Source organism: Chitinophaga sp. (genome assembly GCF_039596135.1).
GTDB lineage: Bacteria > Bacteroidota > Bacteroidia > Chitinophagales > Chitinophagaceae > Chitinophaga.
Map to the genome: position 1 here is coordinate 1 of NZ_JBCNKH010000088.1, position 26,546 is coordinate 26,546.

Genomic DNA, 26,546 nt, shown 5'->3' on the forward strand with positions numbered 1-26,546 from the left:
AATGTCTGCTTAGAGAAGATTGTTTTTATAGGAATAATAAAGGCCGGTTCCGCAGAACCAGCCCTTATAGATCTTTTTTTATTCTTTTTTTCTCAAGCCTTGTTTTTCAACATAGAATACAGGCTGTTTTCATTATTTAAGATTCTTCAATGCCGCCAGCGACTCCGTTACATGCTTCTCTCCATCCTTCATACTATTAAAAGTATGCACGACTATCCCCTGCTTATCCACTATATACGTCACCCGTCCCGGAATCACAAAAGTCTTCGGCACTCCAAATAACTTTCGCACACTATTCGAAGTATCTGCCAGCAAAGTAAAAGGTAGATTATGGTGCTGTGCAAAACTCTTATGCGAAGCCACCCCATCAGAACTTATCCCTATCACCTTTGCCCCATATTGAGAAAAAGCTGTATAAGAATCCCTGAAAGAACAAGCCTCTTTCGTACACACACTGGTCTCATCCTTTGGATAAAAATAGATGACCAATGGCTGTTTGCCCAAAACAGAATTGATATCAAACATATTGCCATCCTGGTCCTTCAGCTGAAAGGCTGGTACCTTATCGCCTACTTTCAACTGGGATTTGGAATTGCATGCAAATACAAAGAAGGACAATGATAACATAAGGATCTGCTTCATATAATTATGATTAAATAAACCATATGCAATATATACGGAATCACCCGTAGGAATGCAAAAAATTTTCTCTCAAAAGTGAGCGCCCCTGTAAAGCCGCCGGCAGGCCCGCACCACAAATGATCACTTCTGCCAAAGGTGGAAGCGATCATTTGTAATATTTCAACGCATAATCCTTATTTTTACTCCCTAAAACTGCATACTTTGAAGACCATACTGAGTGGTACACAAGTGGCCATCACTGTTGACAGACTCTGTCACCAGCTCATCGAAAATCACGGAGACTTCTCCCAAACTGTGCTGATCGGATTGCAGCCCAGGGGCATTTACCTGGCTGACAGAATCTACAACACCCTGCAGAAGCTGCTGCCAGGCGTAAAAATTCAATACGGAAGAATTGACATCACCTTTTATCGTGATGACTTCAATAAGGGAAAGGCACTCCATGTGCCCAATGAAACCGCTATCGATTTTTCAATTGAAAATAAGAAAGTAATATTGATCGACGACGTACTGTACACCGGCCGTACCACCCGTTCGGCATTGGATGCAATGCTCGATTTCGGCAGACCCTCTGAGGTAGAACTACTTGTACTGATAGATCGTCGTTTTACCCGCGAACTGCCTATTCAGGCCGATTATGTGGGGCGTACGATTGATGCGGTTAACTCGGAAATGGTGAAAGTGAGGTGGAAGGACCGGGATGGATATGATGACGTCATTATTGAATAAAGGCATGTGGTCGACCATGAAAATGGAGTATTTATATAGCTCTGCTAGATGTCATTATTGAATAAAGGCATGTGGTCTGGTCGGAAATGGTAAAATTGTGCTGTAAGGATCGTGACGGGCATGATAACGCAATTATCGGATAAAAGCCTCCCATCTGCCCGGAAATGTGAATGCAAACAGACCATGACGACATTATAATCAGATAAATTCAGGACGCCGTCCGGATATTGATTTTTGGGTTTTGTATTCAGGTCATTTATATTTGCATCTTAAATGTCATTATCAGTAAATCATCTCCTCGGAATTCGCGGTCTGAAGCGTCAGGATATAGAACTTATCTTTCAAACGGCTGATCAGTTCAAAGAGGTTTTACAAAGACCTATCAAAAAAGTTCCTACGCTCAGGGATACTACCATCGTTAATTTATTTTTTGAAAATTCCACCCGTACCCGTATCTCCTTCGAACTGGCGGAGAGACGTCTTGGTGCTGATGTGGTGAACTTTTCAGCATCAGGTTCTTCGGTATCTAAAGGTGAAACCCTCATTGATACTGTGAACAATATCCTCTCCATGAAAGTGGACATGGTGGTGATGCGACACTCGGCCAGCGGTGCGCCGCACTTCTTATCCAAACACATACAGGTACCTATCGTAAACGCCGGTGACGGGATCAATGAACACCCGACCCAGGCGCTGCTCGATGCCTTCTCTATCAGGGAAAAGCTCGGTACCGTCACAGGTAAGAAAATCGCCATCTGCGGCGATATCATGCACTCCCGCGTAGCCCTGTCCAACATCTACTGCCTGAAGCAACTGGGTGCAGAGGTAACGGTTGTAGGTCCGCCTACGCTCATCCCCAAGCACATGCAGGAAGCACTGGGGGTAAATGTCAGTTACGACATCCGTGAAACACTGGAATGGTGCGATGTGGCAAACGTGCTGCGTATTCAGCTGGAAAGACAGAATACGCCACTCTTCTCTTCCCTGAGAGAATACTCACTGGCTTACGGTGTAAACCGCCAGCTGCTGGATAGCCTCAAAAAAGAGATTGTGATTATGCACCCGGGGCCAATTAATCGCGGGGTAGAGCTGAGCTCTGACGTGGCTGATTCCGGGCATTCCATCATACTGAACCAGGTGGAAAATGGGGTAGCGGTTCGTATGGCGGTATTGTACCTGCTGGCAGGGAAGAAAGAACACTAGTCAATACTAACAAATCCAATAAGTAAAAACGCTTTTGCCGGGAGGTAAAAGCGTTTTTTTATAGGCTAAAATATTCGAATCGGAAAGTGGCCTCTTTTACTGGCGTGTTGGGTAAAAGCGTTTTTTTTATAGGCTAAAATATTCGAATCGGAAAGTAGCCTCTTTTACTGGCGTGTTGGGTAAAAGCGTTTTTTTATAGGCTAAAATATTCGAATCGGAAAGTGGCCTCTTTTACTGGCGTGTTGGGTAAAAGCGTTTTTTTATAAGCAAAAAGATTAAAGCAAAATACCTAAAGTAAGTATGCTTAAAATATCGCATTCATTCCCAATGTAAACGACCTGAAAAACGGATACTGGTACCCTGTATTCGCCGCCTGCTCCGGATCATAATACCGTATCTTCATCCGGTTAATCTCCCACAAATCCTGCCCTGAAAAATAAATCCTCAAACTACTGATCAATGGCTGCCCACGCGTAAACCTAAACGTATATCCCAACTGTAAATTCTTCAATCGTATATAAGCAGCATTCATCACCCAGAAGGAACTCGGTGCCAGGTTCTGGCTATACCCGTAATACAGCCTTGGAAACGCTGCCTGCCGGTGCTCCGCCGTCCAGTAATTCGCATGAATCTGCCAGGGCTGCTGCCAGCCTTCTACAAACGGCATACTGTATTTTGCCGGCACCATTACTTTCCGTTCCCCAATCCCCTGGAAGAACAGGGAGAAATCCAGTCCCTTCCACGAAAATCCTGCATCAAACCCATAAGAATACCGCGGCTGGGAACTGCCTAAATACACCAGGTCTCCATGATCTGCTTTTGTATAAGTACCCCCATTAATAATCCCATCATTATTCTGATCCACATATTTCAAATCTCCCGCCGCTGTGGCCGTGCTCTGAAACGCATGTGCATTCACGGCATCATTACTCTGAAAGTATCCTTCGGATTTGTACCCTAAAATCGCATTGTAAGGCAACCCTTCCAGCCCCTTATTATTCCCTGCCAGCCAGGCTGTGTTTCCATTCGATTGTAAAATCTTATTCTGGTCGTCAAAAAGATTGGCATTCACCCAATAACTAAATGGCCCCCTGTTATCTCTCCACCCGATATTCAACTCCCATCCCCATGATCGCATGCTTGCAATAAAGAAGGAAGGGTAGGCGTAATTATAAGGAGGCAAAGTCTGCTCTGCTATCTGTATACGAGGGTTATGCTTCACAAAATAGTCTGCTGTTACGGTAAGGCGCCCCTTCAGGAAAGCCATATCCAACCCCCCATTCGTAGTATTGATCGTTTCCCAGTTATTATTTCCCGGCATATACCTGTCTGTATAATCTTCGTTCAACAAAGGATACGCCTGCGGATATTTCAGCTGATCCCGGTAGTTATAATCATTCAGCCCGGAGCGCCAGTTGAAATTCCCCAGCAGGCCCCATGAAGCTCTCAGTTTAAACTCATCGAAGAGGGGGAAGGCATGGTTAAACCATTGCTCATTATTCAACCGCCAGCCTGCGGAGAAAGAAGGGAAGATGTGCTGACGGGTAATAGCCCCTGTTTCAGAACTGTTGTAGAACAACCTTGCTGCCACCACATTTGCTTCCAGCAGGTAGCGGTCATTGAAGTTATAATTCAGTCGTGCAAACAGCGATCCCTGTGAGCCGGAAGCCTTGTACCAGCGAATATCTGCCGATGTAGGCTGATTGAATGCCAGTTGGGCAATTTCATTGGCAGACACATTGTACAGGGAAGAAATCTTTTGCCGCTGGTAATGACTCTCGTACGCATAGCCACCAAGAATGTGAATGGTATTCAGTTTGCCGGCAGGAATATCATAATCTGCCAGTAACTGCAGGCTATGCTGTACTTCCAGCTGATCACCTCTTTTCAGGGAGTTCGGATCATTGATGCTGTTCACATACCCAATGCCGTTATAGTAATCGATAGTCTTCTTGCCAAGACCATCGTAGTAATGCGTGATCTGGGGACTGTAAACCGCCTTCAGGGTCAGTCCCTGCACCGGGTTTTCTGCTTTCAGGCTAAAGGTAGCATCTGCAAAAGATGTTTGCTCATCCCGCTTACCTCCATCCCGTAAGAGGGAGATAGGGTTGTAACCAGCGGTATAGTTGCTGGTATTTGGTACACGGTCAGGCACATTGCCCGGTGCCTGGTACAGGTAATTCAGCAATCCATTGTACCCATCCACACGGTAACCCGGAGATTGCGTATGGCTCCGGGCATACTGTAAACTCGTTTCCAGGCTGATCATGTCGCTGAAACGGTTGTTGATATTCAATTGTGCGTTGTTCCTGTTGGTATTATCAGGTCCGGTATTAAACAGGCCCTGGCGGGAAAACTGTCCTAATGACAACAAATACTGGTGATCTGCAGAACCCCCACGGGCGCTGATATTAAAATTGGAAACAGAACTATTCTGGCGTGTTACATTTTGCAGCGGATCGTTGTCAAAATAATACTTGTAATCTCCACTGCCATCAGCAACAGCCCCTACAGCGGGATCTTTCAGGTAACCGATCTCCTGGTCTGTCCAGATAGGATCCATACCGGCGTTGACGGCAGCCTGGTTCTGCAAGGTTGCTGCCTGCCAGGAGTGCATACGTTTGGGTAAGTTGATGGGATGTTCCAGGCCAAAGAGACTGTTGTATTCTACATTGATCTTGCCGGGTTTCCCTCTTTTGGTAGTGACAAGTACTACGCCACCGGCGGCCTGGGGGCCATAAATACTCGCGGCGGCAGCATCTTTCAGTACAGAAATGGATTCAATATCGTTGGGATTGAGTAAGGTAATAGCACCGGGAGCACCATCTACGAGTACGAGTGGGTCGCTGTTGTTGCCAGAGGAGAGTCCGCGGATCTGGAGATTAAAACCTTCTTTACCGGGTTGTCCATTGAGGCGGGTTACCAGCAGGCCTGGTGCGGTGCCTTGCAGGGCTGCCAGTACACTTGTAACCGGGCGGCTTTTGAGGCGGCGGCCTTCGACTTTGGCAATTGCACCGGTGATATTGGCTTTGGTTTGTATACCATATCCGATGATGACGAGGTCGTTCAGAATTTTGGTATCACCTACCAGCAGTATATCCAGGTTTCTTCTTTGTTTGAGCGGTATTTCCTGTGGTTCGTAGCCGATGAGTGAAATTTGTAAAACGGCGTCACCACTATTCACAGTCAGTTTGAAACGACCGGTTTCATTGCTGCTCACCCCATTGCGGGTACCTTTTTCCCTGATGGAAACTCCTGCCAGTGGTTTTTCTCCGTCCGATATCACGCCTGATACAGTGAATTCTTCAGGTTCTGGTTTGGCAGGAACTTTCGGTATCCCGCTCACGGGCGGTGATTGGAGAATAGGGAATACGATAATTTGTTTATTCCTGATTTCAAATGCGTATTTGCTACCTGAGAATAACTGTTGCAGTACAGTATTGAGTGGCTGGTGATTAGCATTTATGGTGATGCTCCGGGAGTTTTCTATGACGGTGGAGGAGATAGCGAATGTAAGGCCGGTTTGTTTTTCTATCAGGCGTAGTACCTGGCGGAGGGGAGTGCGGGTTACTTTCAGGGAGACGTGGATGGTGTCTGCATCCTGGGCCTTCACTGGTGGGCATGCCAAAAGAAGCCCTATACATACACAAAAAAGTGCTATGTACCAGCGCTTAGATAAAGCGGCCTTCCGGAGTGCCATATGAGTTTCCTGCATTATTTTTTCTCCGGAAGTACTTAATAAATTTCTACGAGGCTATCTTTCTGTACGGTATGTACCTGCAGTGTTTTTGACAGGATGTCCAGTACTTCAGAAAGGGATTCCTTATGGAAGGTAGCGATCAGCTTTTTATCGGCCAGCGCGTCACTTTTTAGTACGATGCGTACTTTATAATAATCTTCGAGTATGTCGGCTACTTCGGACAATGAGGCATCGTCGAAGGTTAGCTGACCAGTTTTCCATGCGATGGGATTGTTATTCCTATGGTGACGGGTGGTGATGCTTTCGCTGGCGAGGAGCATATCGGCTTCCTGGCCAGGAGTGAGGATCACGGCCTGATGCTTGTTTTTGTAAATAGCTCTTACTTTACCACTTTGTACGAAGACTTTTACTCCCTGTTTGGTTTCTTTCACATCGAAGGAGGTGCCGAGTACTTCAATGTCCACATTTTTCAGGTGAACGGTGAATGGTTTTTCAGGCATATGCTTTACATCTACGAATACTTCCCCTTGCTGTACGTATACTTCGCGGGTATCACCTTTGAAGTGGCGGGGGTATTTGACAGAGGTATGAGCGTTCAGATAGAGCCTGGTACCATCTGGCAGCAGGAGGCTATCTTTATTTTGTGCGGTTTGTTGGGTCGTATACATTGGCTGACGGAGCAGGAGGTAAGTTCCTGCCATCAGGAGTAAAGAAGCGGCTGCTGCCCACCAGTAGCGGTGTACAGGTTTCCGCATCTTTATAACGGGAGTTGATGTGGATGTGGCTGGGGTAAGGGTATTGCGGCCGGAGAGGATCTCTTCTGTGGCCAGCAGGTTTTCAAACCTTTGCCATTGTTGCGTGGTATTGTAGGTAGCTGCTGTGGGCAACAGGTCGTCGCCCTGCCATAAGGCTTTGGTTTCTAAAAAGATATCCAAATTGGCAGCATCCATCTGCAACCATTCATCCAGTGAACGTTTGTGCTCCTCATGTCCTGGTTCCTCCAGGTAGCGGATAACGACATCGATATCAGGTTGCTGTAGTTTCATCTCTTACTATTAATACAATCAAAAATAAACTTACCATTAGTCCCCGTGGAAAAAATTTAACATTTTCTTGGGCGTCTATATATTATATATATGTATGCCTCGCTACTGCTGATTGAGCAGTCCCAGCCTGATTTTTTTGAGTGCGGTGGTAAGGTGTGTATATACTGTATTGATGGAAATATTTAACTGTTGCGAGATCTCTGCGGGCGACAATCCTTTAATGCGACTCATTTCGAAGACCCGTCTGCACTGTTCGGGCAGTTTTTCTAAAATGGAGAGATACTGGGCTTCCAGTTCTTTATGTTCCAGCAGGAGGTGTTCAATGGTACCTGGTTCCTGCGTTTGTTGCTGTTCCTTTGCGTAGGCCTGCTGCCTTTGTGCCTTTTTGATGCGGTTGAGGCAGGTATTCACGGTGGCTCTGGCCAGGTAGTGCTGGATGGGAGCACGCTCATCCAGGTTTTCGGCAGTGCGCCACAGGTTCAGGAATACATCCTGCACGATGTCTTGCGCTTCTTCCTGATCTTTCAGGTAGCGCAAGGCAATGCTGAACATGGACGGCGAAAACTGATTGAATATAATTTCAAATACTTGTTTATCCCTGTTCCGGACCCCGGTGACTATATCTGTATTGTTGAGCGGCAGCATCCTGTAACTATCTTTTCATTCTGTTTTTCAAAAAACTAAAGTCGGCTTTCAAAAAACAGAATATAGCAAAATTATGGTTATTCTATCAATAATCCGGCTAAATGGCTGTTTACCAGTCTGACAAAAAAAGTAAATAAATTTTTTATACTTGTAGATTGGCCACTGTGGCTGGTTTAGGCTTTTTAAGCCCCTTTTTTTTAAAAAAAGACAAGTTTTTTTTAAAATGGACTAATGGTGAAGATAATAACGGTTGTATTATATATGTAGACAGTGAATAAGAAGCCGGCATTTAGCAGGCGCCTGCTAAAAATATTTAAAGAGTAACCATTCTTTATTCTATAAAGACAGAGTGGTATTGACAAGTTGGGGAGGAAACCACTGCCTGAGGGCAGGGGTGAGCAGAGGGCATGGATTTGCCAGTGATGCGAGCGCGACCCCTATATAATAATATATATAGGTGTGCAGTCATACCACTTTATACCTGCAAAAGGCAGGTGCCTATACCTTAGATTATACCAGAGATCATTATATATGATGCGGAAAGGGTACAAGTCCCCTTTTTAGCACTCTGAAAACTTACAACTCCTAAGCATGATAGGAAAGTTGAGACCTGTAACAACCGGCCGGCTCTTTTGGGCCGGTTTATTTTTTTTATCTATTTTGCTTAAGGAAAAGCTACCATACCCGATCCCGCTATGCTTGCCAATTTTAACGGGCGGGTACATGGCCTCCTGATAACCTTCTATTTACAAACTGCATCCGTTCATTCCAGGGGTACGACTCTGAGATGAGCGGATTTTTTTTGCTGGTTAGGATTGGGTTTTTGGGACATACCCCCTGATGTAGACGGATTTTTGCGGGCTGGTTAGGATTGTTCTTTTGGGACATCCCCCCTGATGTAGGCGGATTTTTGCGGCTGGTTAGGATTGTTCTTTTCGGGCATCCCCCCCGATATAGCCTGATTTTTTTTTACCAATTAGCACCGTTCTTTTCAGCATCCCACCTGATATAGCCTGATTTTTTTTTGAAACGCTGTACATTCGCAGCATGCGTACCATTATTTTTCTAATCATCTCCAACACATTCATGACCTTTGCATGGTATGGTCACCTGAAATACACACAAGTCGCTCTCTGGAAAGTCATCCTCGTCAGCTGGGGCATCGCCTTTTTTGAATATTGTTTCCAGGTCCCGGCCAACCGGTTCGGTGAACAGGAAGGCTTCTCCGGCTTTCAACTCAAAACCATGCAGGAAGTCATTACCCTCGCCGTTTTTGCCGTTTTTGCCATTTTTTACCTGAAGGAACCTATCAGGTGGAATTACCTCGTGTCTTTTGCCCTCATCCTGGGCGCCGTCTATTTTATGTTCAAGAAATAGTCGCTTTAGCTATAGCATAACTATACTGTAATAAGAGTGCTAAAAGAACACCAAAAGGGCACCTCAATATCCCCAGGGATATTGAAGTGCCCTTTTAGTGCCCTTTTGATGTACTGGTAGCACTATAGCTATACTATGGTTATAGCCTTTTATCACATTTTCCAAAACACCTCCTTATTATCACTATTTTTGAGCCTGTTAAAATCCTTGAAAGTAATGGTAAAGAGCATCTGTTTAGCCTTCACAACAGGCATGCTGGCAGCCATCACGGCCCTGGGACAACCCTCGCCCGTGAACAACTCTGCCGACATTGCCCTGAAGTTGAAAAAGTTGGATACGCTGGGAAGTGTTTTATATATGGCCGCTCATCCTGATGATGAAAATACCCGCCTGCTGGGCTACCTGGCAAAGGAAAAATTATATCGTACCGGTTACCTCTCCCTTACCCGTGGTGACGGCGGACAAAACCTGGTCGGCAATGAACAGGGCGAACTCCTGGGACTGATCCGTACCCAGGAACTCCTCAGCGCCCGCCGCATTGATGGCGCTGAACAATTTTTTACCCGGGCACTGGATTTCGGGTTCTCCAAGAATCCCACCGAAACCTTTACCATCTGGAACCGTGAACAGATCCTGGCAGATGCTGTCTGGATCATCCGTAAGTTCCAGCCCGACGTGATCGTATGTCGCTTTCCTGCCGATAGCCGCGCCGGCCATGGTCACCATACTGCCTCCGCGATGATCGCTGCCGAAGCCTTCGATGCCGCCGCCGATCCAAAACGATTTCCCGAACAATTGCAATACGTAAAACCCTGGAAGGTAAAACGCCTGCTCTGGAACACTTTCAACTTCGGTGGATTCAATACCACCAGCGAAGATCAGTTCAAACTCGATGTCGGCGCCTTCAACTATCTCCTGGGTAAGGGTTACGGCGAAATTGCCGCTGAAAGCCGCTCCCAGCACAAGAGTCAGGGCTTTGGCGTTCCCGCTGCCCGTGGTAGCTCCTTCGAATATTTTTCCACCATCAAGGGCGATGCCCCCCATGAAAGTCTGCTGGATGGCATCAATACCACCTGGTCACGCATCGAAGGTGGTAAAGCCATTGGTACCCTGATCGACAAAGCCCGGGCTGCCTATAACCTGGAAAATCCTGCGGCCACCGTGCCTGCCCTGCTGGAAATCAGGAAGGCCATCAAGGCCCTGCCCGAAGGCTACTGGCGTAACCAGAAACTGCAGGAAACTGAAAGTCTCATCCTCGCCTGTGCCGGCATCTGGGCAGAAGCTTATAGCAACAACGAAGTCGTGGTACCCGGACAAGCTATGCAGGGCAACGTGCAGGTAATATGCAACAGCAATATCCCTGTGCAGATCCAGTCGCTCAGCTTCGGCAGCAAAGACACCACTTTTGCACAAAATAAACTGGACTTTAACCAGCTGAAAAATATTCCGCTCACCATGCAGGTGCCGGATAATATGCCTGTTTCAGAACCATACTGGCTGCGTGCACCTCATGGAATAGGAGAATACACTATCCAGGATCCGCTGCTCGTGGGCAATCCTGAAAACATTCCGGGCATCCAGGCCACTCTTCGTTTGAAAATTGACGGGGAAGACCTGACCGTTTCCCGCCCTGTGCAATACAAACATACCGACCCGGTGAAAGGCGAGGTATACGCTCCCCTCATCATCGCTCCGCCGGTAGTAGCGAACCTGGGCAACAGCGTGTTTGTATTCGCCAGCACCACGGCTCAACCTGTTCAGGTAAAACTGCGCAACATGGGCAATGCTACCACCGGAAAAGTGAGACTGCAACTGCCTGCCGGTTTCTCCAGCCAGGAAGCTTCCCTGCCTTTTGACCTCAGCGGTAAAGGCGACGAGACAACCCTGTTGTTTCACATTGCACCTGCCAAAGTAGCCGGCAGCAACCGCACCGATACTTTCAAGGTGATCATTGAAGATGGTGGCCATACCTATGCACAGGGTATCCAGACCATCAGCTATGACCACATTCCTACCATTACCTTATTCCCGGATGCCGCCGGCCGCCTGGTGACAGTCGACCTGCAGCACAATGGCCGCAAACTGGGCTACATAGACGGGGCAGGAGACCTGGTCGCTGCCAGTCTGCAGCAGGTAGGGTACGAAGTAACTCACCTCACCGAAAAAGATATTATGAACGGAGACCTGGGCCAGTACGATGCCATCATCACTGGTGTAAGGGTATATAATATTAATCCACGTATCAAATACTGGCAACCCCACCTGATGGAGTACGTAAAGAATGGAGGCACCCTGCTGGTACAGTATAACGTGAACGGCCCCCTGCAGATCACAGACATCGGGCCTTACCCGTTTTCACTGAGCCGTGACCGTGTGACCGACGAAAAAGCGGAAGTCTCTTTCCTGCATCCTGATGATGTAACCATGAATTATCCGAATAAGCTTTCCCAGAAAGACTTTGAAGGATGGGTGCAGGAACGCGGTCTGTACTTTACCACCCATGCGGATGCGAAGTATACCCCGCTCTTTTCCATGCATGACCAGGGAGATCCGGCTTTGGATGGATCTACTATTGTGGCAAAGTATGGCAAAGGCAGGTATGTATACACCTCACTGGCATTCTTCAGAGAACTGCCTGCGGGTGTACCCGGCGCTTACCGCATATTTGTGAACCTGATTTCAACAAAGAAGTAAATGGCAACGCAAAAACAGCCAAACCGATCAAGACTGAGTATGGCAGCGATTGTCTGCATCATTATCGGACTGGTCATTGGGTTTGAAATCAAAAGGGTGCATATTGGGTTGCTGATAGGACTCGCATTGGGTTTACTGAGCGGAAACATGTTAAGCAGAAGAAAGTAATCAGGCTAATCGGGTTGCTGATAGGACTCATACTACTGGGTACATTAATCGGAACCATGTTAAGCAGAAGAAAGTAATCAGGCTAATCGGGTTGCTGATAGGACTCATACTGGGTACATTAATCGGAACCGTGTTAAGCGAAAGTAATCAAGCTAAAGGAAGTATTTTATGAAGGAAGATAAACCGCCATTACTGCCACAATGGTGGCAGTGGTATGCTCTTGTAATCGGCTGGCTGTTGCTGCTGATAGGCGCGTTTTATTTATTCACTAAAGTTTATTCATGAGTGTAGCAGACTGGATTGTACTGGGGGGTACATTAATCGGAATCATCTTATACGGTGTGTGGAAGAGCCGTGGCCAGAAGGATATGGCCGGCTACTTCCTGGATAACCAATCTATGCCCTGGTACATTGTACTGTTGTCGATCATCGGCACACAGGCGAGTGCCGTTACATTTCTCTCTGCACCAGGACAGGCGTATACTGACGGGATGCGGTTTGTGCAATATTACTTTGGATTGCCGCTGGCCATGGTGGTGATCTGTATTGCGTTTGTACCTATTTACCACAGGCTGAAAGTGTTCACCGCCTACGAATACCTGGAAGGCAGGTTTGATTGTAAGACCCGTACCCTGACGGCTATATTATTTTTAATACAGCGGGCATTGTCTACCGGTATCAGTATTTATGCCCCCGCTATTATTCTCTCTTCTTTGCTGGGCTGGAACATTTACTGGACCAATGTGATCATGGGCGGACTCCTGATTATCTATACGGTATCCGGTGGTACACGTGCGGTGAGTTATACGCAAACATTGCAACTGGTGATCATTTTTGTGGGGATGTTCCTGGCAGGTTATATGGTAGTGCATTTGCTGCCAGATGGCATTGGATTTAACGATGCCCTGAAGGTAGCGGGAAAGATGAATAAGCTGAATGTGATCGTGACTGATTTTGACTGGCAGGATAAATACAATATATGGAGCGGGTTGATAGGTGGGTTCTTTTTAGCGCTCTCTTATTTTGGAACGGATCAGTCGCAGGTAGGAAGGTACCTGACTGCCCGGAGTGTGACGGAGTCACGATTGGGATTGCTGATGAATGGGTTGGTAAAGGTGCCCATGCAGTTCCTGATTTTATTAATAGGTTCGCTGGTCTTTGTATTTTACCTGTACTTCAGGGCGCCCATTTTTTTTAATGAGGCGCAGCTGAATAAGGTAAATGGGCCGGCCCTGCAGGTATTGCAGACGCAATATGACGGGTATAACCAGGTAAAACAGGAGCAGGTAAAGGCATTGTCAGATGCGCTCCGTAAAAAAGACAATGCCGCGGCAGTAACCGCGCAGCAAAAACTGCAGGCTGCCGAAGCGGATGCCCTTAAAGTACGTACTACCGCCATCGACTATATTAGAAAAGCAGACCCTGCTGCTGATACCAACGATACCAATTATATTTTCCTGGATTTTGTAGTGCATAACCTGCCAAAGGGCCTGGTAGGCTTATTGATTGCCATTATATTCCTGGCAGCCTGGGGCAGCATAGCTGCGGCATTGAACTCCCTGGCTTCCACGACAGTGATCGATATTTACAAGAGACAGTTTAAACGAACAGCCCCGGATAAACATTACTTTAAAGCATCCCGCTGGTGGACGTTTATCTGGGGACTGTTTTGTATAGTGGTAGCACAGTTTGCCAGCAAACTGGGTAGCCTGATAGAAGCGGTGAATGTACTGGGATCGCTGTTTTACGGCGTTATTCTTGGTATATTCCTCGTAGCGTTTTATTGTAAGCGGATTGGTGGCACAGCCGTATTCTGGGCGGCAGTGGTAACGGAGATCGTGGTGATCATCGTTTTTATTTCCAAAATTGTTTCATTCCTGTGGCTCAATGCGATCGGGTGTTTGCTGGTGATCGTACTGGCGTGGATGATTCAATTACTGCAGCCTTCACATGACAAAGTATAGCCTGTTCTATCAGGCTTATTTTAATTGAATGCGGCCTTTGCATGACAAAGTATAGCCTGTTCTATCAGGCTTATTTTAATTGAATGCGGCCTTTGCATGACAGTGTTTAGCTTGTTTTATCAGGCTTATTTTAATTGAATGCGGCCTTTGCATGACAGTGTTTAGCTTGTTTTATCAGGCTTATTTTAATTGAATGCGGCCTTTGCATGACAGTGTTTAGGCTGTTTTATCAGGCTTTATTCTGATGAATGCGGCCTTTGCATGACAGTGTTTAGCTTGTTTTATCAGGCTTTATTCTGATGAATGCGGCCTTTGCATGACAGTGTATAGCCTGTTCTATCAGGCTTATTTTAATTGAATGCAGCCTTCACATGACAGTATTCAGGCCTATTCTATGAGCCCGTTTCTGAATGCATACATCACGAGACCTACAATGTTTTTGGCCCCGGTTTTTTCCAGTAGTTTCTGGCGTAGTCCTTCTACCGTTCTCGGACTCAGGAAGATCTTTTCTGAGATCTGCTGCGTGGTCAGCTCTTCACAGATCAGGCGGAGTACTTCCAGTTCGCGGTCGGTGAGGGGCACCTCGCTGCGAAAAGTAGGCTTGAACTGTTGTTTGGTTTTGTGCATGACCTTCTTGAGGAGGGCCAGGTTCACATTTTCATTAAAGTAAAACCCTTTTTCGTAGGTAGTACAAATAGCCTCGTAAATTTCACCTGGTTCTGCATTTTTAAGCAGGTAGGCGTTAGCACCGTTCTCGATGAGATGTACGATGAAGTTATCGTCTTCATACATGGTGAGCACGATTACTTTTACGTGCGCATATTTTTCCCTAACCTTTTTGGTAGCTTCTATGCCGTCCATGTTGGGCATTTTCAGATCCATGAGAATCACATCTGGTTGTTGTTCTTCCATGATTTCTAATAAATGTACCCCATCTTCAGCTTCAAACACCACATTGATGTTTTCATAGGGTGTGAGGGTATTGATCACCCCACTCCGGAAGATTTTATGGTCATCGGCGATAGCTACCTTAATGTTGTTTGTCATAGAGGGAGCCGTTTATATTAGTTGTATTAATTGTCCCGGTTTCGTCTCACGTGTCATTGCTCAGGGACAAAGCTAGAATAAAATACTATGATTACTCAGCGCGCTGGTAATTTTCTACTTTGATTTCGGCGATTGTACCGGTAGGTTGACCGGCTTTGTAGCTGATAGTACCGCCGATGATGTTGAGGCGGCTTTCAATATTCTTGAGGCCCAGGCTGCCGGTTTTGTGACGGGCATGTTCCAGGGAGTCCAGTAGCAGGCCGTTTCCGTTGTCAGCAACGTGGATGCTGAGCAGTGTAGGTGTGGTATGGTAGTTGATCTGCACCTGGGAGGCCTGTGCATGTTTCAGAATATTATTGATGAGTTCCTGTACTACGCGGTAGATATTCAGTGCTTTTTCGGGTTCCACATCGTGGTGGTTACTGTCTTCGGTGAAGTGGATCTGTACCTGTTTATTACGGTTCATCATATTACAGAATGAATCCAGCGCCCGGCTCAGTCCCAGGTTTTCAAGGGCCTGCGGGTGCAGGCTTTGTGAGATGAAGCGCAGGTGCTGGATGATTGTATCTGTAAATTCTTTGGTCTCTTTGAGTTGTTCCTGTTCGCCATTGCCGGTTTTGAGCAATGGTTGCAGCTGGTTGAGGTTGAGTTTGAGCACGGAAAGTTGTGCGCCCACCTCATCATGCAGGTCTTCTGCAATGCGTTTGCGTTCCAGTTCCTGCCCCTGGAGAATGGCTACCAGTCGTTCTTTTTGCAGTTGCAGGTCTTTGTCCCTGATCAGGAGTTTGTGTTGTATAACCTGTTTCTGCTGGAAAATAACGAGTACGATGACGAGGATGCCCATAGTGAGCATTACAGCCGTACCAACGATAACTACTTCGTAACTGTTCATGACCTGAATTTTTGGGCTTTGAGTAGGCCGATGTAGATCAGGACCACTTCTGCAAATCCGCCGATAAAGGTAACAGAAAGCGTGGCATTTTGTATACTCCGGTCAAAATGGGTGTGCTGCAAAAAGTTATAAGCCAGGGACAACATAAAGTTGGAGCAATGGAAAATAAACAGGCCGCTATTGTACCAGAAGTTAGGAAGGTTGTTGACAAAGATGGATTGTTTCACCAGGTCCTCGTCGCGCATGAGTTCCCAGAAATAAATGACGCTGTACAGTAATAGTAAGAGATTCTCAATGGAAAGGGAATAGGAGTTATAGGCCATTGGCCCCTCCAGGAAAAAGAAATCGATCGTCGCAAAACAGGTGATGAGTCCTAAAACAATGAGCAGAATTTTCCTGATTAGCTGGTTTTTAATTACATGATAGAAAAAGATGGTAAGGATGAGGAATTGGATGAGTGACATGGGTGTAAAAAACCACATGTTATTTCTCGAAATGTAAGCGATCAGGTGTGATCCGCCTGCGAAAACGACGCTGCTGATAAGATAATAAAAAATCCATCTGCCACCTTTGTCGAGAATGTTGAATTTCATGATAAAGGGGATCAAAAGTAAAAATTCGACCCCCTCCATGATGTAGAAAAAAATCAGAAATGATATCACCTGCCTTTTTTTAAACGGTTCCTGTATCAGGGCAATTGGTCGGACATGGTAAACCCTGGTCCAGTGCTGCAAATTCGATAGGAGCTTCGGAGCTCAGGCTCAATTGTTTTGCAGCTGTAGAATCTTTGTAAAGTACGTTGTGTCCATCTGCTTTCACAGCGTAGATCACCATTTTCTTTAGTTCCTGGTCAGGATGATCATGGTCGTCGCCGAAATAAATGCGCAGGCCAATGATGTCGTCCTGACAATCAAGAAGTTGTTGTAGTTTGTCTTTCCCGAAGAAATAAGCCTGTACGAAATCAGGATCGTGTGGAGTCTTCTGGCGCTTTTTGTTGCAGTAATTGTCCCTTAAACGTTGCGCTTCAGCGTGGTGAATGAATCCTCCGGCATCTGGTGTGAAGTTAGTTTTGGTAGTACTCATGCGTATGCTGTTGTTTTAATTGGCGGTAAAATTATTATAAATAATCACTTTTCAAAGTAGTGCCCGGTATCCCATATTTGTGCCATAAGAGGGGGGAGATTGAATTCATCTTATTTGATATCATGTAGTTATGCGTTAAAGAATGGTTACTTTTGTAAGTAATCTACCGTAGGGCTCCCATAAAAATGCGTAGAACTACGTATTCTGAAAACAACGTATTCCAACGCTTGTTTAAAAAAAGATACTTCCTAATCTTTGCATTGTGGGGTATAGCTATCCTCACCATGCGAGCAAGCATCGACGGGCCTTTCTACCCAAAGTTTGTTCATTCCTAGTAGACATGCAGAGAAACCACAACCAGATTTAAGGTTAACCGGGTTGACCCCAATTTTTAAACTTACGACTATGTGTTACCTGTTAATTGGAAACATTTCTGCATTGATCTCAGCTGACTGTACTGAACCGTTGGTAAACGCCCGGATCAGGGTCTATTTGCCGGATGGGCATTTATCAAATCGTTACCCCCATAAAAATATTTTTAGTGGCCCCAGGCAGTTGACCCCATCAGAGGTGTTGAATAAGCAGGATCGGTTATTAGCTGAAACAGCCCTGGATCATCACGGCAATTTCAGCCTTAGCTGGGAACAATTGCACTTATTCACGGAACCTTTAGAGTTAGACATCAGTTTGCAGGGCATGCCCGAGGAGGCAGGCGGGAGGATGGAAACACATTACCATCTGAGCCGGCTGGTACCTCAATGGAAGCATTCATTGCAACGGTATGTAGCGGCTTATGCTTATGTTATGCCAGTTGAAAGTTGGGCACAGATCCGAGCCAGCTATGGTACATGGGTGATAGCCGGGATAGTGAGGCGCACCCACGACAAAAAGGGACAATCACAATTGAGAGTAGAAGCGTACAATGCAGGTAACCACCGTATGCTGGCCTGTAGCAGCACAGACGATCGGGGGCGTTACCAGATCAGATTCAGCAGAAAGCAACTGTCCGGCGGGCAGTTGCTTGGCCCCGATGTATATTTTAAAGTGTATAGAGATAAGCAGCTGCTTTGGGAAGAACAGGCAGAAGTAGCGGCAATGCCGGGAAGGAGAGCGGTGGATGCATGTAGTGTGATGAATATTACGATGCAGGGCGGAGTGGTAAAGAAGGCGGCAAGGTGGTTGAATAAACTGGTGGGGTAAAGATAATTTGTCATTTAAATAGTCGTGTGGGTTATCAAACGTCCCTGGCGTTCGATAACCCACACGGGGCTTCAGCTCCCCGGGGTCCAAAAGGTCAGTGCCTTCGACACTGACCTTTTGGCTTTAGAAGTTGGTGTTTAAGATCGCCGTAGACCTTGTTGCATTTGCAAAATCCATAGGTACGATTCCATACCTGCCCGAGGTATGTGTCGAAAAATAACTTTCTATCTGTGGGTTGATGGTACCCGATACAGAAGTAATACTTGGAATACCGAAGATCAAAGGTTTATAACCGCTGGTATAATTAATATACAGGGTACTGTTGCTGGTCGTACTCGATTCAGTAAATAATGCAGTCACGTTGCTCCACTTGGCAGCGTTATCATTTACGATATAATTATCCTGAATTTTCAGATTGGCGTTACCGTTACTGATGGTAAAGGTGGTATTGTCTGCCCAGTTGGTAGCATCAATGCCTTTAGGGGTAGTGGTGGCTGCAAAGCGACGGAGTAATACGATCTTGCCTCTTACAGCTCCCAGGTTAGGCACAGTGGCCCCCAGGACGATGTTGCCATATTTCGATACATAGGTATCAAAGGTTTGTTCGAAGGTACGGGTATTATTGCTTGCATCGTATTCTTCCTTTACACTCATCACAATTACTTCTTTGGGATGGTTGGTGAGAAAGGTTTTACAGGCAGTCAGTACATCGTCGAAGTTCAGGTTTTGATAGATGGACCCGTGGTGAATGGCAAAGGCATTGTCAATGTGCCGGCAGCGGATGTCGAGGTAGCGGATACCGGCTTCCAGCTGATCTGCAATAGAGAGATCCTGGCATTTGGCAGTACCGGATACAGGTTCTACACGGGCGCCGCTGTCGTGTGTACCGGGAATAGAGAGGGCTGCAAGATTGGTGTTGTCTGCCAACGCCGTCATCCAGCTATTGGATGCAACACTTACGGCAGCTACGCTGGTAGCGGCTACGGTGTTTTGTAAACGGGGAGCAGGAAGGTCTTGTTTCGAACAGCTGAACAAGACGAGGGATAACAGCATGGTGGCTGGAACATGAAGGATAGACGACGCTTTCATTTGGTTTATGCGTTTATTTCAGGCAATAGGAAATGTTAACGCATGCATTGTACAGCTATAGGTAGCGTGACAGTGTAAACGTGTAACAGGTTGTAGGTTTGAATTTTCGGGTGTAAAATAATACGGGAATTGATAAGTTGGTTAGGAGAAAGATATCCTTAACAGAAGGGTAATAATAAAACATTTGGATAATGTATCTCTTAAATATTCTCTTTCCGGAAGGGCATAAATCCTCGTTGCTCAAAACCTTGGATGGAACCTTTGTAATGTATCTCTTAAATATTCCCTATCCAGGTGTGTATAAATCTCAGTAGTAGTAATACTCTCATGCCCCAGCATTTCCTGCACTGCGCGCAGGTCTGCCCCACCTTCTACCAGGTGTGTGGCAAAGGAATGCCTGAATGTATGTGGTGATACCTGTTTGTCAATACCTGCAGCAGCCGTCAGTTCCTTTATCACTAAAAAGATCATCACACGGGTCAATGCGCTACCCCGCCGGTTTAAGAAAAGAATGTCTTCCTGCCCGGGTTTGCAAGGCATATGTACCCGCACTTCATCTTTATATATATTGATGTATTTAATCGCATCCCGGCCAATGGGAATCAGTCTTTCCTTATCGCCTTTGCCAATTACACGAATAAAACCTGCATCAAAATGTAACTGGGAAATTTTTAAACCGGTCACCTCACTCACCCGTAATCCGCAGCTGTACATGGTTTCCAATATAGCACGGTTACGTGTGCCTTCCGGCGTACCCGCTTTGATCTGTGCAATGATCCCTTCTATTTCTTCAAAACTGAGTACATCGGGAAGTTGCCGCTTTGTTTTAGGTGCTTCTAATAACTGTGTAGGATCCTGCTTCACGATGTCTTCTAATGAGAGGTACTTATAAAAGGCTTTGATGCCCGAGATGATACGTGCCTGTGAGGTAGCCGTCATACCCAGGGTAGCGATCCATTGTATACAGGATTGTAAGTGGGTGAGTTCAACCTGGTCGGGGGGGAGGGATATATTAACGGATTGCAGGTATTGCACCAGTTTCTCTACATCGCGCAGGTAGGCCTCAATAGAGTTGCCAGAGAGGGAACGTTCGAGTTGTAAATAAGCTTTGAATCCTTTCAGATAAATATCCCACATGGATGCAAGGTAATAAAAAAGGAGGCGTATCAAAAGCCTGATACGCCTCCTTTCTATTCGGGTACCTGATGGGGACAGGTAATATTTTAAGCGATTCCCAGGATGTTCGTTTATTTTCGAGACATCCTGCTTTGGGAATATCTGAAATAGCTTAGAATTTTTCCAGACCGGAGAAGAAGAAGTTACCTTCAATCTCAGCATTCTCGTCGGAGTCAGAGCCGTGAACAGCGTTACGACCGATTGACTCAGCATAGATTTTACGGATAGTACCTTCTTCAGCATTAGCCGGGTTGGTAGCACCGATCAGTTTGCGGAAAGCTTCTACAGCGTTATCTTTTTCCAGGATAGCTGCTACGATATGACCACTGCTCATGAAATCAACCAGTTCACCATAGAAAGGTCTTTCTTTATGTACTGCATAGAATTCACCTGCTTTCTGAGCAGACAGTCTGGTCATCTTCATCGCTACGATGCGGAAACCAGCTTCGTTGATCTTGTTCAGGATACCACCGATATGACCGTTTTCTACGGCATCCGGCTTGATCATTGTAAAGGTTCTGTTGTTAGCCATAATATATTGAGTAACTAATTAGCGGATTTTGCGCGCAAATGTAACCAGATTTTGGGCAATCAGAAAAAAAAAGCAGCTGATAGTGCTCACGCATAGTAAAAAAGAGCGGTTTCTGCCGTTAAAGCAGCCATTTGACCTGAATTTTCGCGCTTCTATAGGGAATTTTAAATCCAGCTCCCAAAAATTTTGAAATTCTGCGCTAAATAGAGAACTTCGCACTTCATTTTTCGGTAAAAACAGTTACATTATATTATTAATATAAAATGAAGAGGATCGAGGAAATTAAGCCTTTGCTGGAAACCCCTAAAAGAGTGGTCATAACAATGCATCAGAAGCCTGATGCAGATGCAATGGGAAGTTCTCTGGCCTTGTACCATTATCTGAAGCAGAAAGGACACGATGTAACTGTTATTTCACCTACCAATTTCCCGGAGTTCCTGAATTGGATGCCGGGTTCACAGGAAGTGCTGGATTTCGAATCTTCGCAGGATAAGGCGATGAAGGCATTGGAGGGAGTGGAGTTGCTGTTTTGCCTGGATTTCAATGCATTGTACAGAACCAAGAACATGGAGCCGTACCTGGCTGCGCTGACGTGTGTAAAAATTCTGATTGACCATCACCTGGAGCCTCAGCCTGTATTTGAATATGGTGTGAGCGATACTACTGCGGCGTCAACGGCATTATTGGTGTATGAGACTATACACAAAATGGGAGAAGAGCGTTATATTAACGATGCAATGGCACAGTGTATTTATGCAGGTACCATGACAGACACCGGTTCTTTCCGTTTTGCCTCTACATCGTCCCGTGTACACCGTATGGTGGCTGATTTGCTGGATCACGGTCTGAACCACGAGCTGATTCACCAGGCGATATATGATAATTTCCTTGAAAACCGTCTCCGCTTCCTGGGCCATAGTCTGCTGAACCGGATGGAGGTCTATTATGAGTACAACACCGCTATGATTGCTATACCATATGCTGATCTGAAGCGTTTTGACCTGCAGACGGGCGATACGGAAGGTGTGGTCAACTTTTTGCTCTCAATCCAGGGCATTAAGATGGCGGCGCTGATCATAGACCGGCACCAGGAGGTGAAGCTGTCGTTCCGTTCCAAGGGCGACTTTGACGTGAACACCTTTGCCCGTAAGTACTTTGACGGCGGCGGTCATTTCCATGCAGCTGGCGGTCATAGTTCCGATTCACTCGAGAGGACGGTACAGCGTTTTGTAGACGCGATTGCCGAAAATGAAGAAGCATTACAATAAGTCATTCAATCCTACTAATACAGTCAAATGAAAAAGAACAATCAGTTGTTAGTTGCAGCATTGGGCCTGTTGCTGGCCAGCTGCGGTGCCGGTAGTCAAAAAAAGACGCCCGGTGGCGTAGATTATATCGTTCACAAATCAGGTAGTGGTGCGCAGCTTAAAGTGGGTGACACTGTGCTGATGAACATATACCAGAAGCTGAACGATTCTCTCCTGGCTAAATCCGCCGATAGAAGTGGTGGTGCACCAGTTCCTGTACTGATCCAGAAGTCTCAGCAGAAATGGGACCTGATGGACGGTCTGGCAGCTCTGAAAGAAGGTGATAGCGCTACCTTTGCCATCCCTGTAGATTCCCTGCCTCAGCCACGCCCTCCTTTTGCTAAGAAAGGTGACAAGCTGAACGTTACTTTCGTAGTAGTTAGCAAATTCTCCTCTGCTAAACAACTGGCGGAAGATCAGAAACTGATCAAGGAATATACTACTAAAAACAACCTCCAGGCTACTGCCAATGCTGAAGGGGTGTATGTAGCTACCCAGGTAGCTGGTAGTGGCGAACAGCCTCAGCCAGGTGATACCGTTGTAGTGAACTACACTGGTAAACTGCTGAATGGTAAAGTTTTCGATTCTTCTGTTGATTCTACAATCAACCCAGGTAGAAAACTGGAACCAATTCGTTTCCCAATTGGTAAAGGTTATGTAATTAAAGGTTGGGATGCTGGTATCGCTTCTCTGAAGAAAGGTACAAAAGCTACCCTGATTCTGCCTTCCGGTCTGGGTTATGGTTTACAGCCAACTCCGCAGATTCCTTCTAACTCCGTACTGGTGTTTGATGTAGAATTGCTGGATGTTGTGAAGCCAACTGCTGCTCCTGTGGCTCCGGCTGCACCGGCTAAGAAGAAATAATTAATAGCTTCTTATATAGAAAAGAGCCCGTATCTTACTTTGATACGGGCTCTTTTTAATTCGGGTGCCTGTTTTAATTCGGGTGCCTGATGGAAGCAGGTACAGGTAGCCTTTTATGCGCTTCTCAGGAGGTCCATATTCTCTCCTTATTTGAATACCTGATGGAAGCAGGTAGCCTTTTAAGCGATTCCCAGGAGGTTATTCTCTTTTCCTTTTGAGTTTACCCTGCATATCCATCCACCAGCACCTCGTACAACTTACTCTTCAGATCTTCCAGCGATACATCCTGTACCAGGTGGCCATCCTCAGCATATGAAATAGTCCCTCTCTCTTCCGAGACCACAATAGCAAGGTTATCACTATGCTCCGTAATCCCAACTGCAGAACGGTGCCGCAGCCCTACCTGCATGGGTAAGTTAGGATTTTCTGACACAGGAAGGATGACCTTGGCGGCCAGGATCTTGTTCCCCACGATAATGAGGGCGCCGTCATGCAGCGGACTGCCTTTGCAGAAAATGCTTTCCAGCAGTTTTGCATTGATATTACTATCCAGTGAAATGCTGGAAGCAGTATCAAATTTTACACGATAAGAATTGGATAATACGATCAGGGCTCCTGTAGAGGTGGCAGCCATGCGGCTGACAGCGGTCACCACTTCGTCGATAATATTTTCTTCTTCTTTATAGCTTTTGAATTTATCAGGCAGGAAGAGCTTCGTGAAGAAGCTGTCTTTGCTCAGCGGTGCTTTTTTCCCTAACACCAGCAGGAACTTGCGTATTTCGGGCTGAAAGATGATAATAATAGCGATCAGGCCGATATTGATGAAGTTCTGAAGGATCAGGGTAAGGATGGGCATGTGCAGGAGCTCCACCATGAAATAGGCGAAGTATACCATGAGCAGGCCAACGAATATATTGAATGCCAGACTGCCTTTGAGCAGCCGGTAGAGCTGTATCACCAGGAAAATTACAATCGCCAGGTCAAGAACGTTTAACCAGTTGTAACGGTATCCGTAAAATTGAAACAAGTCATCCATAGATTGTAAAAATAATGAATATTAAATAGATATGGTTTAAATAGGAGTAACCCCGTGGGCGTGAATATCCGAAAACTCCGGAGTTTTAGTTGTGTGCCTTTCCGTCGGAATGTCAGAGACCTTTCATGTACTGATGGATTTTCACTGCCTCTACAGCAGCCTTCACATCGTGTACCCTTAATATGTGCGCGCCTGCCTGTAAGGAAAGTGTATTCAACACCGTTGTGCCATTCAGCGCTTCCGAAGGTGTATTTTCCAGCAGTTTATAAATCATCGATTTCCTGGAAATACCAATCAATAAAGGACAATCCAATATATGAAAAGCATCCATGTTTTTCAACAGGGTATAATTGTGTGCAATGGTTTTTCCAAATCCAAATCCCGGGTCAATAATAATGTCTTTAATCCCCGCCTGCAGGCATGCAGCTTTTTTCCGGATAAAGTAATCCAGTACATCCCGGGTTACATCTTCATATTTCGGCTGGTGCTGCATACTAGCCGGGGTACCCTGCATATGCATGGCAATATAAGGGGCCTGTGTAGCTGCCGCCACCGCTATCATATCCGGATCCATATCTCCGGCGCTGATATCGTTAATGATGGCCGCTCCTGCAGCCATACACTGCGCTGCTACCCTGGCATAATAGGTATCGACAGAGATAATGACATCCGGAAACCGCTCTACCAGTGCAGTGATAGCCGGTATCAGCCTGTCAATTTCCGTTTCCTGCCCTACGGTCACAGACCCCGGCCGGGTACTTTGTGCACCTATATCCAATATTTTAGCGCCTTCTGCCAGGTGCCGGGCTGCCTTTTCCAATATTGCATCCAGTTGTTGGGTGCGGCTATCGGCAAAAAAAGAATCGTCAGTGATATTGATGATCCCCATCACGACCGGGGTTGACAGATCCAGTAATTTGCCTTTACAGTTAATTGTACTCATAATTGCCATTCCTCCTTTCCGTTTATCCTGTTTGCTTATTATTGATTATTTTGCCTTGCAAATTTAGCTATAATGTGTCGATGTGCCGGCAGGTAAACTGACACAATAAATTAAATTATCCATGAAATTTCTCCTTAACCTATTAAGAATCATTGTGGGGGTGTTGTTCATCTTCTCCGGTCTGATCAAAGCGAACGATCCACTGGGCCTGAGTTATAAGATGGACGAATTTTTTGAAGTACTACACCTGGGCTTTATGTCGCACTACTCGCTGGTGTACTCAGTCGCTATGAATACATTTGAGATTGTGTGTGGTGTGGCGATCTTACTGGGGTATAGAATGCGGCTGTTTTCGTGGTTGATACTGTTGCTCATTGCGTTCTTTACGTTCCTGACGGCGTATGCGCTGTTCAGCGGTACTGTGCGTGAGTGTGGCTGTTTCGGGGATTGTATCAAGCTGTCTCCGGCAGAAACTTTCTGGAAAGATGTGGCTTTGCTGGTGATGATTCTTGTCATCTTCCTGTACAGAAATAAGATCGGGCCATTGTTCGGTACCAGGGTAAATGGGACGTTGATGTTGCTGTCGCTGGTGTTTTCATTGGGTATTCAGTGGTATACGCTGGCGCATCTGCCAGTGGTGGATTGCCTCGGTTATAAGGTAGGTAATAATATTCCTGAGAAGATGAAACTGCCGCCGGGTGCGCATCCGGATGTGTATGAGACGGTGTTGATCTATAAGAAAGACGGCAAGGAGAAAGAGTTTACAACAGAGAACTTCCCATGGAATGACAGTACCTGGGTGTATGTAGACAGGAAGGATAAACTGGTGCAGGAAGGTGATGGAGAGCCGCCGATCAAGGATTTTATTCTGACGGACTTTAACGGGGGGAACCAGACAGCCGCGATTTTGTCAGAGCCTGCGCCGGTGTATTTGTTCCTGGTGAAGGATGTGAATGAGGCCGGAAAGGGTTGGGATGAGAAAATACATGCGTTGCAACAGCAACAGGCGCAGGGTAAATGTTATATTTATGGGGTGACGGCTTCTACCAAAGACCAGGTGGATGGTTTTGTGAAGGCCCATGGATTGCAGTTCCAGTTTTTGAATATGGATGGAACGGCGATAAAGACGGCGGGGCGGAGTAATCCTTGTTTGATTCTTTTGGAAAAAGGAACGATAAAGGGGAAGTGGCATTATCATGATATACCGTG

General features: G+C 46.1%; 23 protein-coding genes. 10 read left to right on the top strand and 13 right to left on the bottom strand.

Translation table 11 applies throughout. The annotated features are described in order from the left end of the window. Positions 1–132 precede the first annotated feature (132 nt). On the bottom strand, positions 133–642 hold the full coding sequence (locus ABDW16_RS28115; RefSeq protein WP_343674468.1) for a peroxiredoxin: 510 nt from the start codon (positions 640–642) through the stop codon (positions 133–135). 201 nt (positions 643–843) lie between these two features. Between ABDW16_RS28115 and pyrR the strand changes: the two genes are divergently transcribed. Together pyrR and ABDW16_RS28125 are read left to right on the top strand one after the other, a co-directional pair. Then, positions 844–1,371, top strand: coding sequence for a bifunctional pyr operon transcriptional regulator/uracil phosphoribosyltransferase PyrR (gene pyrR, locus ABDW16_RS28120; RefSeq protein ID WP_343674470.1), 528 nt, complete (start codon positions 844–846; stop codon positions 1,369–1,371). Positions 1,372–1,644: 273 nt separating this feature from the next. Then, on the top strand, positions 1,645–2,574 hold the full coding sequence (locus ABDW16_RS28125; RefSeq protein ID WP_343674472.1) for an aspartate carbamoyltransferase catalytic subunit: 930 nt from the start codon (positions 1,645–1,647) through the stop codon (positions 2,572–2,574). 304 nt (positions 2,575–2,878) lie between these two features. Here the strand turns inward: ABDW16_RS28125 and ABDW16_RS28130 are convergent, their stop codons facing one another. The 3 genes from ABDW16_RS28130 to ABDW16_RS28140 form a co-directional block, all read right to left on the bottom strand. After that, entirely contained in the window at positions 2,879–6,202 is a 3,324-nt protein-coding gene (locus tag ABDW16_RS28130) for a SusC/RagA family TonB-linked outer membrane protein (RefSeq protein ID WP_343674473.1), read from the bottom strand. 107 nt (positions 6,203–6,309) lie between these two features. Beyond that, entirely contained in the window at positions 6,310–7,320 is a 1,011-nt protein-coding gene (locus ABDW16_RS28135; RefSeq protein ID WP_343674475.1) for a FecR domain-containing protein, read from the bottom strand. A 102-nt stretch (positions 7,321–7,422) separates the two neighbouring features. Next, positions 7,423–7,965, bottom strand: coding sequence for an RNA polymerase sigma-70 factor (locus ABDW16_RS28140; RefSeq protein ID WP_343674476.1), 543 nt, complete (start codon positions 7,963–7,965; stop codon positions 7,423–7,425). Positions 7,966–9,012: 1,047 nt separating this feature from the next. Between ABDW16_RS28140 and ABDW16_RS28145 the strand changes: the two genes are divergently transcribed. From ABDW16_RS28145 to ABDW16_RS28160, 4 genes are all read left to right on the top strand, one after another. Then, positions 9,013–9,342: a DMT family protein gene (locus ABDW16_RS28145; RefSeq protein WP_343674478.1), complete on the top strand. Its 330-nt coding sequence runs from the start codon at positions 9,013–9,015 to the stop codon at positions 9,340–9,342. A 216-nt stretch (positions 9,343–9,558) separates the two neighbouring features. Then, the gene (locus tag ABDW16_RS28150) at positions 9,559–12,036 is read left to right on the top strand and encodes a PIG-L family deacetylase (protein ID WP_343674479.1); all 2,478 of its coding nucleotides are present in this window, start codon (positions 9,559–9,561) and stop codon (positions 12,034–12,036) included. Next, positions 12,037–12,204, top strand: coding sequence for a hypothetical protein (locus ABDW16_RS28155; RefSeq protein ID WP_343674480.1), 168 nt, complete (start codon positions 12,037–12,039; stop codon positions 12,202–12,204). 281 nt (positions 12,205–12,485) lie between these two features. Then, the gene (locus tag ABDW16_RS28160; protein ID WP_343674481.1) at positions 12,486–14,168 is read left to right on the top strand and encodes a sodium:solute symporter; all 1,683 of its coding nucleotides are present in this window, start codon (positions 12,486–12,488) and stop codon (positions 14,166–14,168) included. A gap of 387 nt (positions 14,169–14,555) precedes the next feature. On the opposite strand, the gene ABDW16_RS28165 is transcribed toward ABDW16_RS28160, so the two are convergent. The 4 genes from ABDW16_RS28165 to ABDW16_RS28180 form a co-directional block, all read right to left on the bottom strand. Then, positions 14,556–15,215, bottom strand: coding sequence for a response regulator transcription factor (locus tag ABDW16_RS28165; protein WP_343674482.1), 660 nt, complete (start codon positions 15,213–15,215; stop codon positions 14,556–14,558). A 91-nt stretch (positions 15,216–15,306) separates the two neighbouring features. Continuing rightward, entirely contained in the window at positions 15,307–16,107 is an 801-nt protein-coding gene (locus ABDW16_RS28170; RefSeq protein ID WP_343674484.1) for a histidine kinase, read from the bottom strand. Next, positions 16,104–16,700: a hypothetical protein gene (locus ABDW16_RS28175; protein WP_343674486.1), complete on the bottom strand. Its 597-nt coding sequence runs from the start codon at positions 16,698–16,700 to the stop codon at positions 16,104–16,106. The genes ABDW16_RS28170 and ABDW16_RS28175 overlap by 4 nt, the downstream gene beginning before the upstream one ends. A 79-nt stretch (positions 16,701–16,779) precedes the next feature. After that, complete coding sequence (locus ABDW16_RS28180) at positions 16,780–17,190, bottom strand: hypothetical protein (RefSeq protein ID WP_343674488.1); 411 nt, start codon at positions 17,188–17,190, stop codon at positions 16,780–16,782. 405 nt (positions 17,191–17,595) lie between these two features. On the opposite strand from ABDW16_RS28180, the gene ABDW16_RS28185 reads away from it, so the two are divergent. Further along, complete coding sequence (locus ABDW16_RS28185) at positions 17,596–18,390, top strand: hypothetical protein (RefSeq protein ID WP_343674490.1); 795 nt, start codon at positions 17,596–17,598, stop codon at positions 18,388–18,390. Positions 18,391–18,513: 123 nt separating this feature from the next. On the opposite strand, the gene ABDW16_RS28190 is transcribed toward ABDW16_RS28185, so the two are convergent. The 3 genes from ABDW16_RS28190 to ABDW16_RS28200 form a co-directional block, all read right to left on the bottom strand. Beyond that, positions 18,514–19,479 (bottom strand): phosphatidylinositol-specific phospholipase C, encoded by a 966-nt coding sequence (locus ABDW16_RS28190; protein ID WP_343674491.1) that lies wholly within the window; start codon positions 19,477–19,479, stop codon positions 18,514–18,516. A 240-nt stretch (positions 19,480–19,719) separates the two neighbouring features. Then, on the bottom strand, positions 19,720–20,616 hold the full coding sequence (gene xerD / locus ABDW16_RS28195) for a site-specific tyrosine recombinase XerD (protein WP_343674492.1): 897 nt from the start codon (positions 20,614–20,616) through the stop codon (positions 19,720–19,722). A 151-nt stretch (positions 20,617–20,767) separates the two neighbouring features. Then, positions 20,768–21,187, bottom strand: coding sequence for a nucleoside-diphosphate kinase (locus ABDW16_RS28200; RefSeq protein ID WP_343674493.1), 420 nt, complete (start codon positions 21,185–21,187; stop codon positions 20,768–20,770). Between the two features lie 263 nt (positions 21,188–21,450). Here ABDW16_RS28200 and ABDW16_RS28205 point away from each other — a divergent pair, with 263 nt between their 5' ends. Next, positions 21,451–22,455 carry a DHH family phosphoesterase gene (locus tag ABDW16_RS28205; protein ID WP_343674494.1) on the top strand — a complete coding sequence of 335 codons (1,005 nt, stop codon included), beginning with the start codon at positions 21,451–21,453 and terminating at the stop codon, positions 22,453–22,455. 27 nt (positions 22,456–22,482) lie between these two features. Next, positions 22,483–23,358 carry an FKBP-type peptidyl-prolyl cis-trans isomerase gene (locus tag ABDW16_RS28210; protein ID WP_343674495.1) on the top strand — a complete coding sequence of 292 codons (876 nt, stop codon included), beginning with the start codon at positions 22,483–22,485 and terminating at the stop codon, positions 23,356–23,358. A 220-nt stretch (positions 23,359–23,578) separates the two neighbouring features. Here ABDW16_RS28210 and cdaA read toward each other — a convergent pair whose 3' ends face one another. Continuing rightward, a complete protein-coding gene (gene cdaA / locus ABDW16_RS28215) occupies positions 23,579–24,394 on the bottom strand; it encodes a diadenylate cyclase CdaA (RefSeq protein WP_343674496.1) in 816 nt (271 codons plus the stop codon). A 112-nt stretch (positions 24,395–24,506) separates the two neighbouring features. Further along, the gene (folP, locus tag ABDW16_RS28220) at positions 24,507–25,337 is read right to left on the bottom strand and encodes a dihydropteroate synthase (protein ID WP_343674497.1); all 831 of its coding nucleotides are present in this window, start codon (positions 25,335–25,337) and stop codon (positions 24,507–24,509) included. A gap of 121 nt (positions 25,338–25,458) precedes the next feature. On the opposite strand from folP, the gene ABDW16_RS28225 reads away from it, so the two are divergent. After that, on the top strand, positions 25,459–26,546 hold a 1,088-nt coding region (locus ABDW16_RS28225; RefSeq protein ID WP_343674498.1), incomplete at its 3' end, for a BT_3928 family protein.

Excerpts from the sequence above, each read along its gene's own strand:
- ABDW16_RS28115 (WP_343674468.1), bottom strand. The coding sequence starts at position 642 with ATGAAGCAGATCCTTATGTTATCATTGTCCTTCTTTGTATTTGCATGC.
- ABDW16_RS28125 (WP_343674472.1), top strand. The coding sequence starts at position 1,645 with ATGTCATTATCAGTAAATCATCTCCTCGGAATTCGCGGTCTGAAGCGT.
- ABDW16_RS28135 (WP_343674475.1), bottom strand. The coding sequence starts at position 7,320 with ATGAAACTACAGCAACCTGATATCGATGTCGTTATCCGCTACCTGGAG.
- ABDW16_RS28140 (WP_343674476.1), bottom strand. The coding sequence starts at position 7,965 with ATGCTGCCGCTCAACAATACAGATATAGTCACCGGGGTCCGGAACAGG.
- ABDW16_RS28145 (WP_343674478.1), top strand. The coding sequence starts at position 9,013 with ATGCGTACCATTATTTTTCTAATCATCTCCAACACATTCATGACCTTT.
- ABDW16_RS28150 (WP_343674479.1), top strand. The coding sequence starts at position 9,559 with ATGGTAAAGAGCATCTGTTTAGCCTTCACAACAGGCATGCTGGCAGCC.
- ABDW16_RS28155 (WP_343674480.1), top strand. The coding sequence starts at position 12,037 with ATGGCAACGCAAAAACAGCCAAACCGATCAAGACTGAGTATGGCAGCG.
- ABDW16_RS28160 (WP_343674481.1), top strand. The coding sequence starts at position 12,486 with ATGAGTGTAGCAGACTGGATTGTACTGGGGGGTACATTAATCGGAATC.
- ABDW16_RS28165 (WP_343674482.1), bottom strand. The coding sequence starts at position 15,215 with ATGACAAACAACATTAAGGTAGCTATCGCCGATGACCATAAAATCTTC.
- ABDW16_RS28170 (WP_343674484.1), bottom strand. The coding sequence starts at position 16,107 with ATGAACAGTTACGAAGTAGTTATCGTTGGTACGGCTGTAATGCTCACT.
- ABDW16_RS28175 (WP_343674486.1), bottom strand. The coding sequence starts at position 16,700 with ATGAAATTCAACATTCTCGACAAAGGTGGCAGATGGATTTTTTATTAT.
- ABDW16_RS28180 (WP_343674488.1), bottom strand. The coding sequence starts at position 17,190 with ATGAGTACTACCAAAACTAACTTCACACCAGATGCCGGAGGATTCATT.
- ABDW16_RS28185 (WP_343674490.1), top strand. The coding sequence starts at position 17,596 with ATGTGTTACCTGTTAATTGGAAACATTTCTGCATTGATCTCAGCTGAC.
- ABDW16_RS28190 (WP_343674491.1), bottom strand. The coding sequence starts at position 19,479 with ATGAAAGCGTCGTCTATCCTTCATGTTCCAGCCACCATGCTGTTATCC.
- xerD (WP_343674492.1), bottom strand. The coding sequence starts at position 20,616 with ATGTGGGATATTTATCTGAAAGGATTCAAAGCTTATTTACAACTCGAA.
- ABDW16_RS28200 (WP_343674493.1), bottom strand. The coding sequence starts at position 21,187 with ATGGCTAACAACAGAACCTTTACAATGATCAAGCCGGATGCCGTAGAA.
- ABDW16_RS28205 (WP_343674494.1), top strand. The coding sequence starts at position 21,451 with ATGAAGAGGATCGAGGAAATTAAGCCTTTGCTGGAAACCCCTAAAAGA.
- ABDW16_RS28210 (WP_343674495.1), top strand. The coding sequence starts at position 22,483 with ATGAAAAAGAACAATCAGTTGTTAGTTGCAGCATTGGGCCTGTTGCTG.
- cdaA (WP_343674496.1), bottom strand. The coding sequence starts at position 24,394 with ATGGATGACTTGTTTCAATTTTACGGATACCGTTACAACTGGTTAAAC.
- folP (WP_343674497.1), bottom strand. The coding sequence starts at position 25,337 with ATGAGTACAATTAACTGTAAAGGCAAATTACTGGATCTGTCAACCCCG.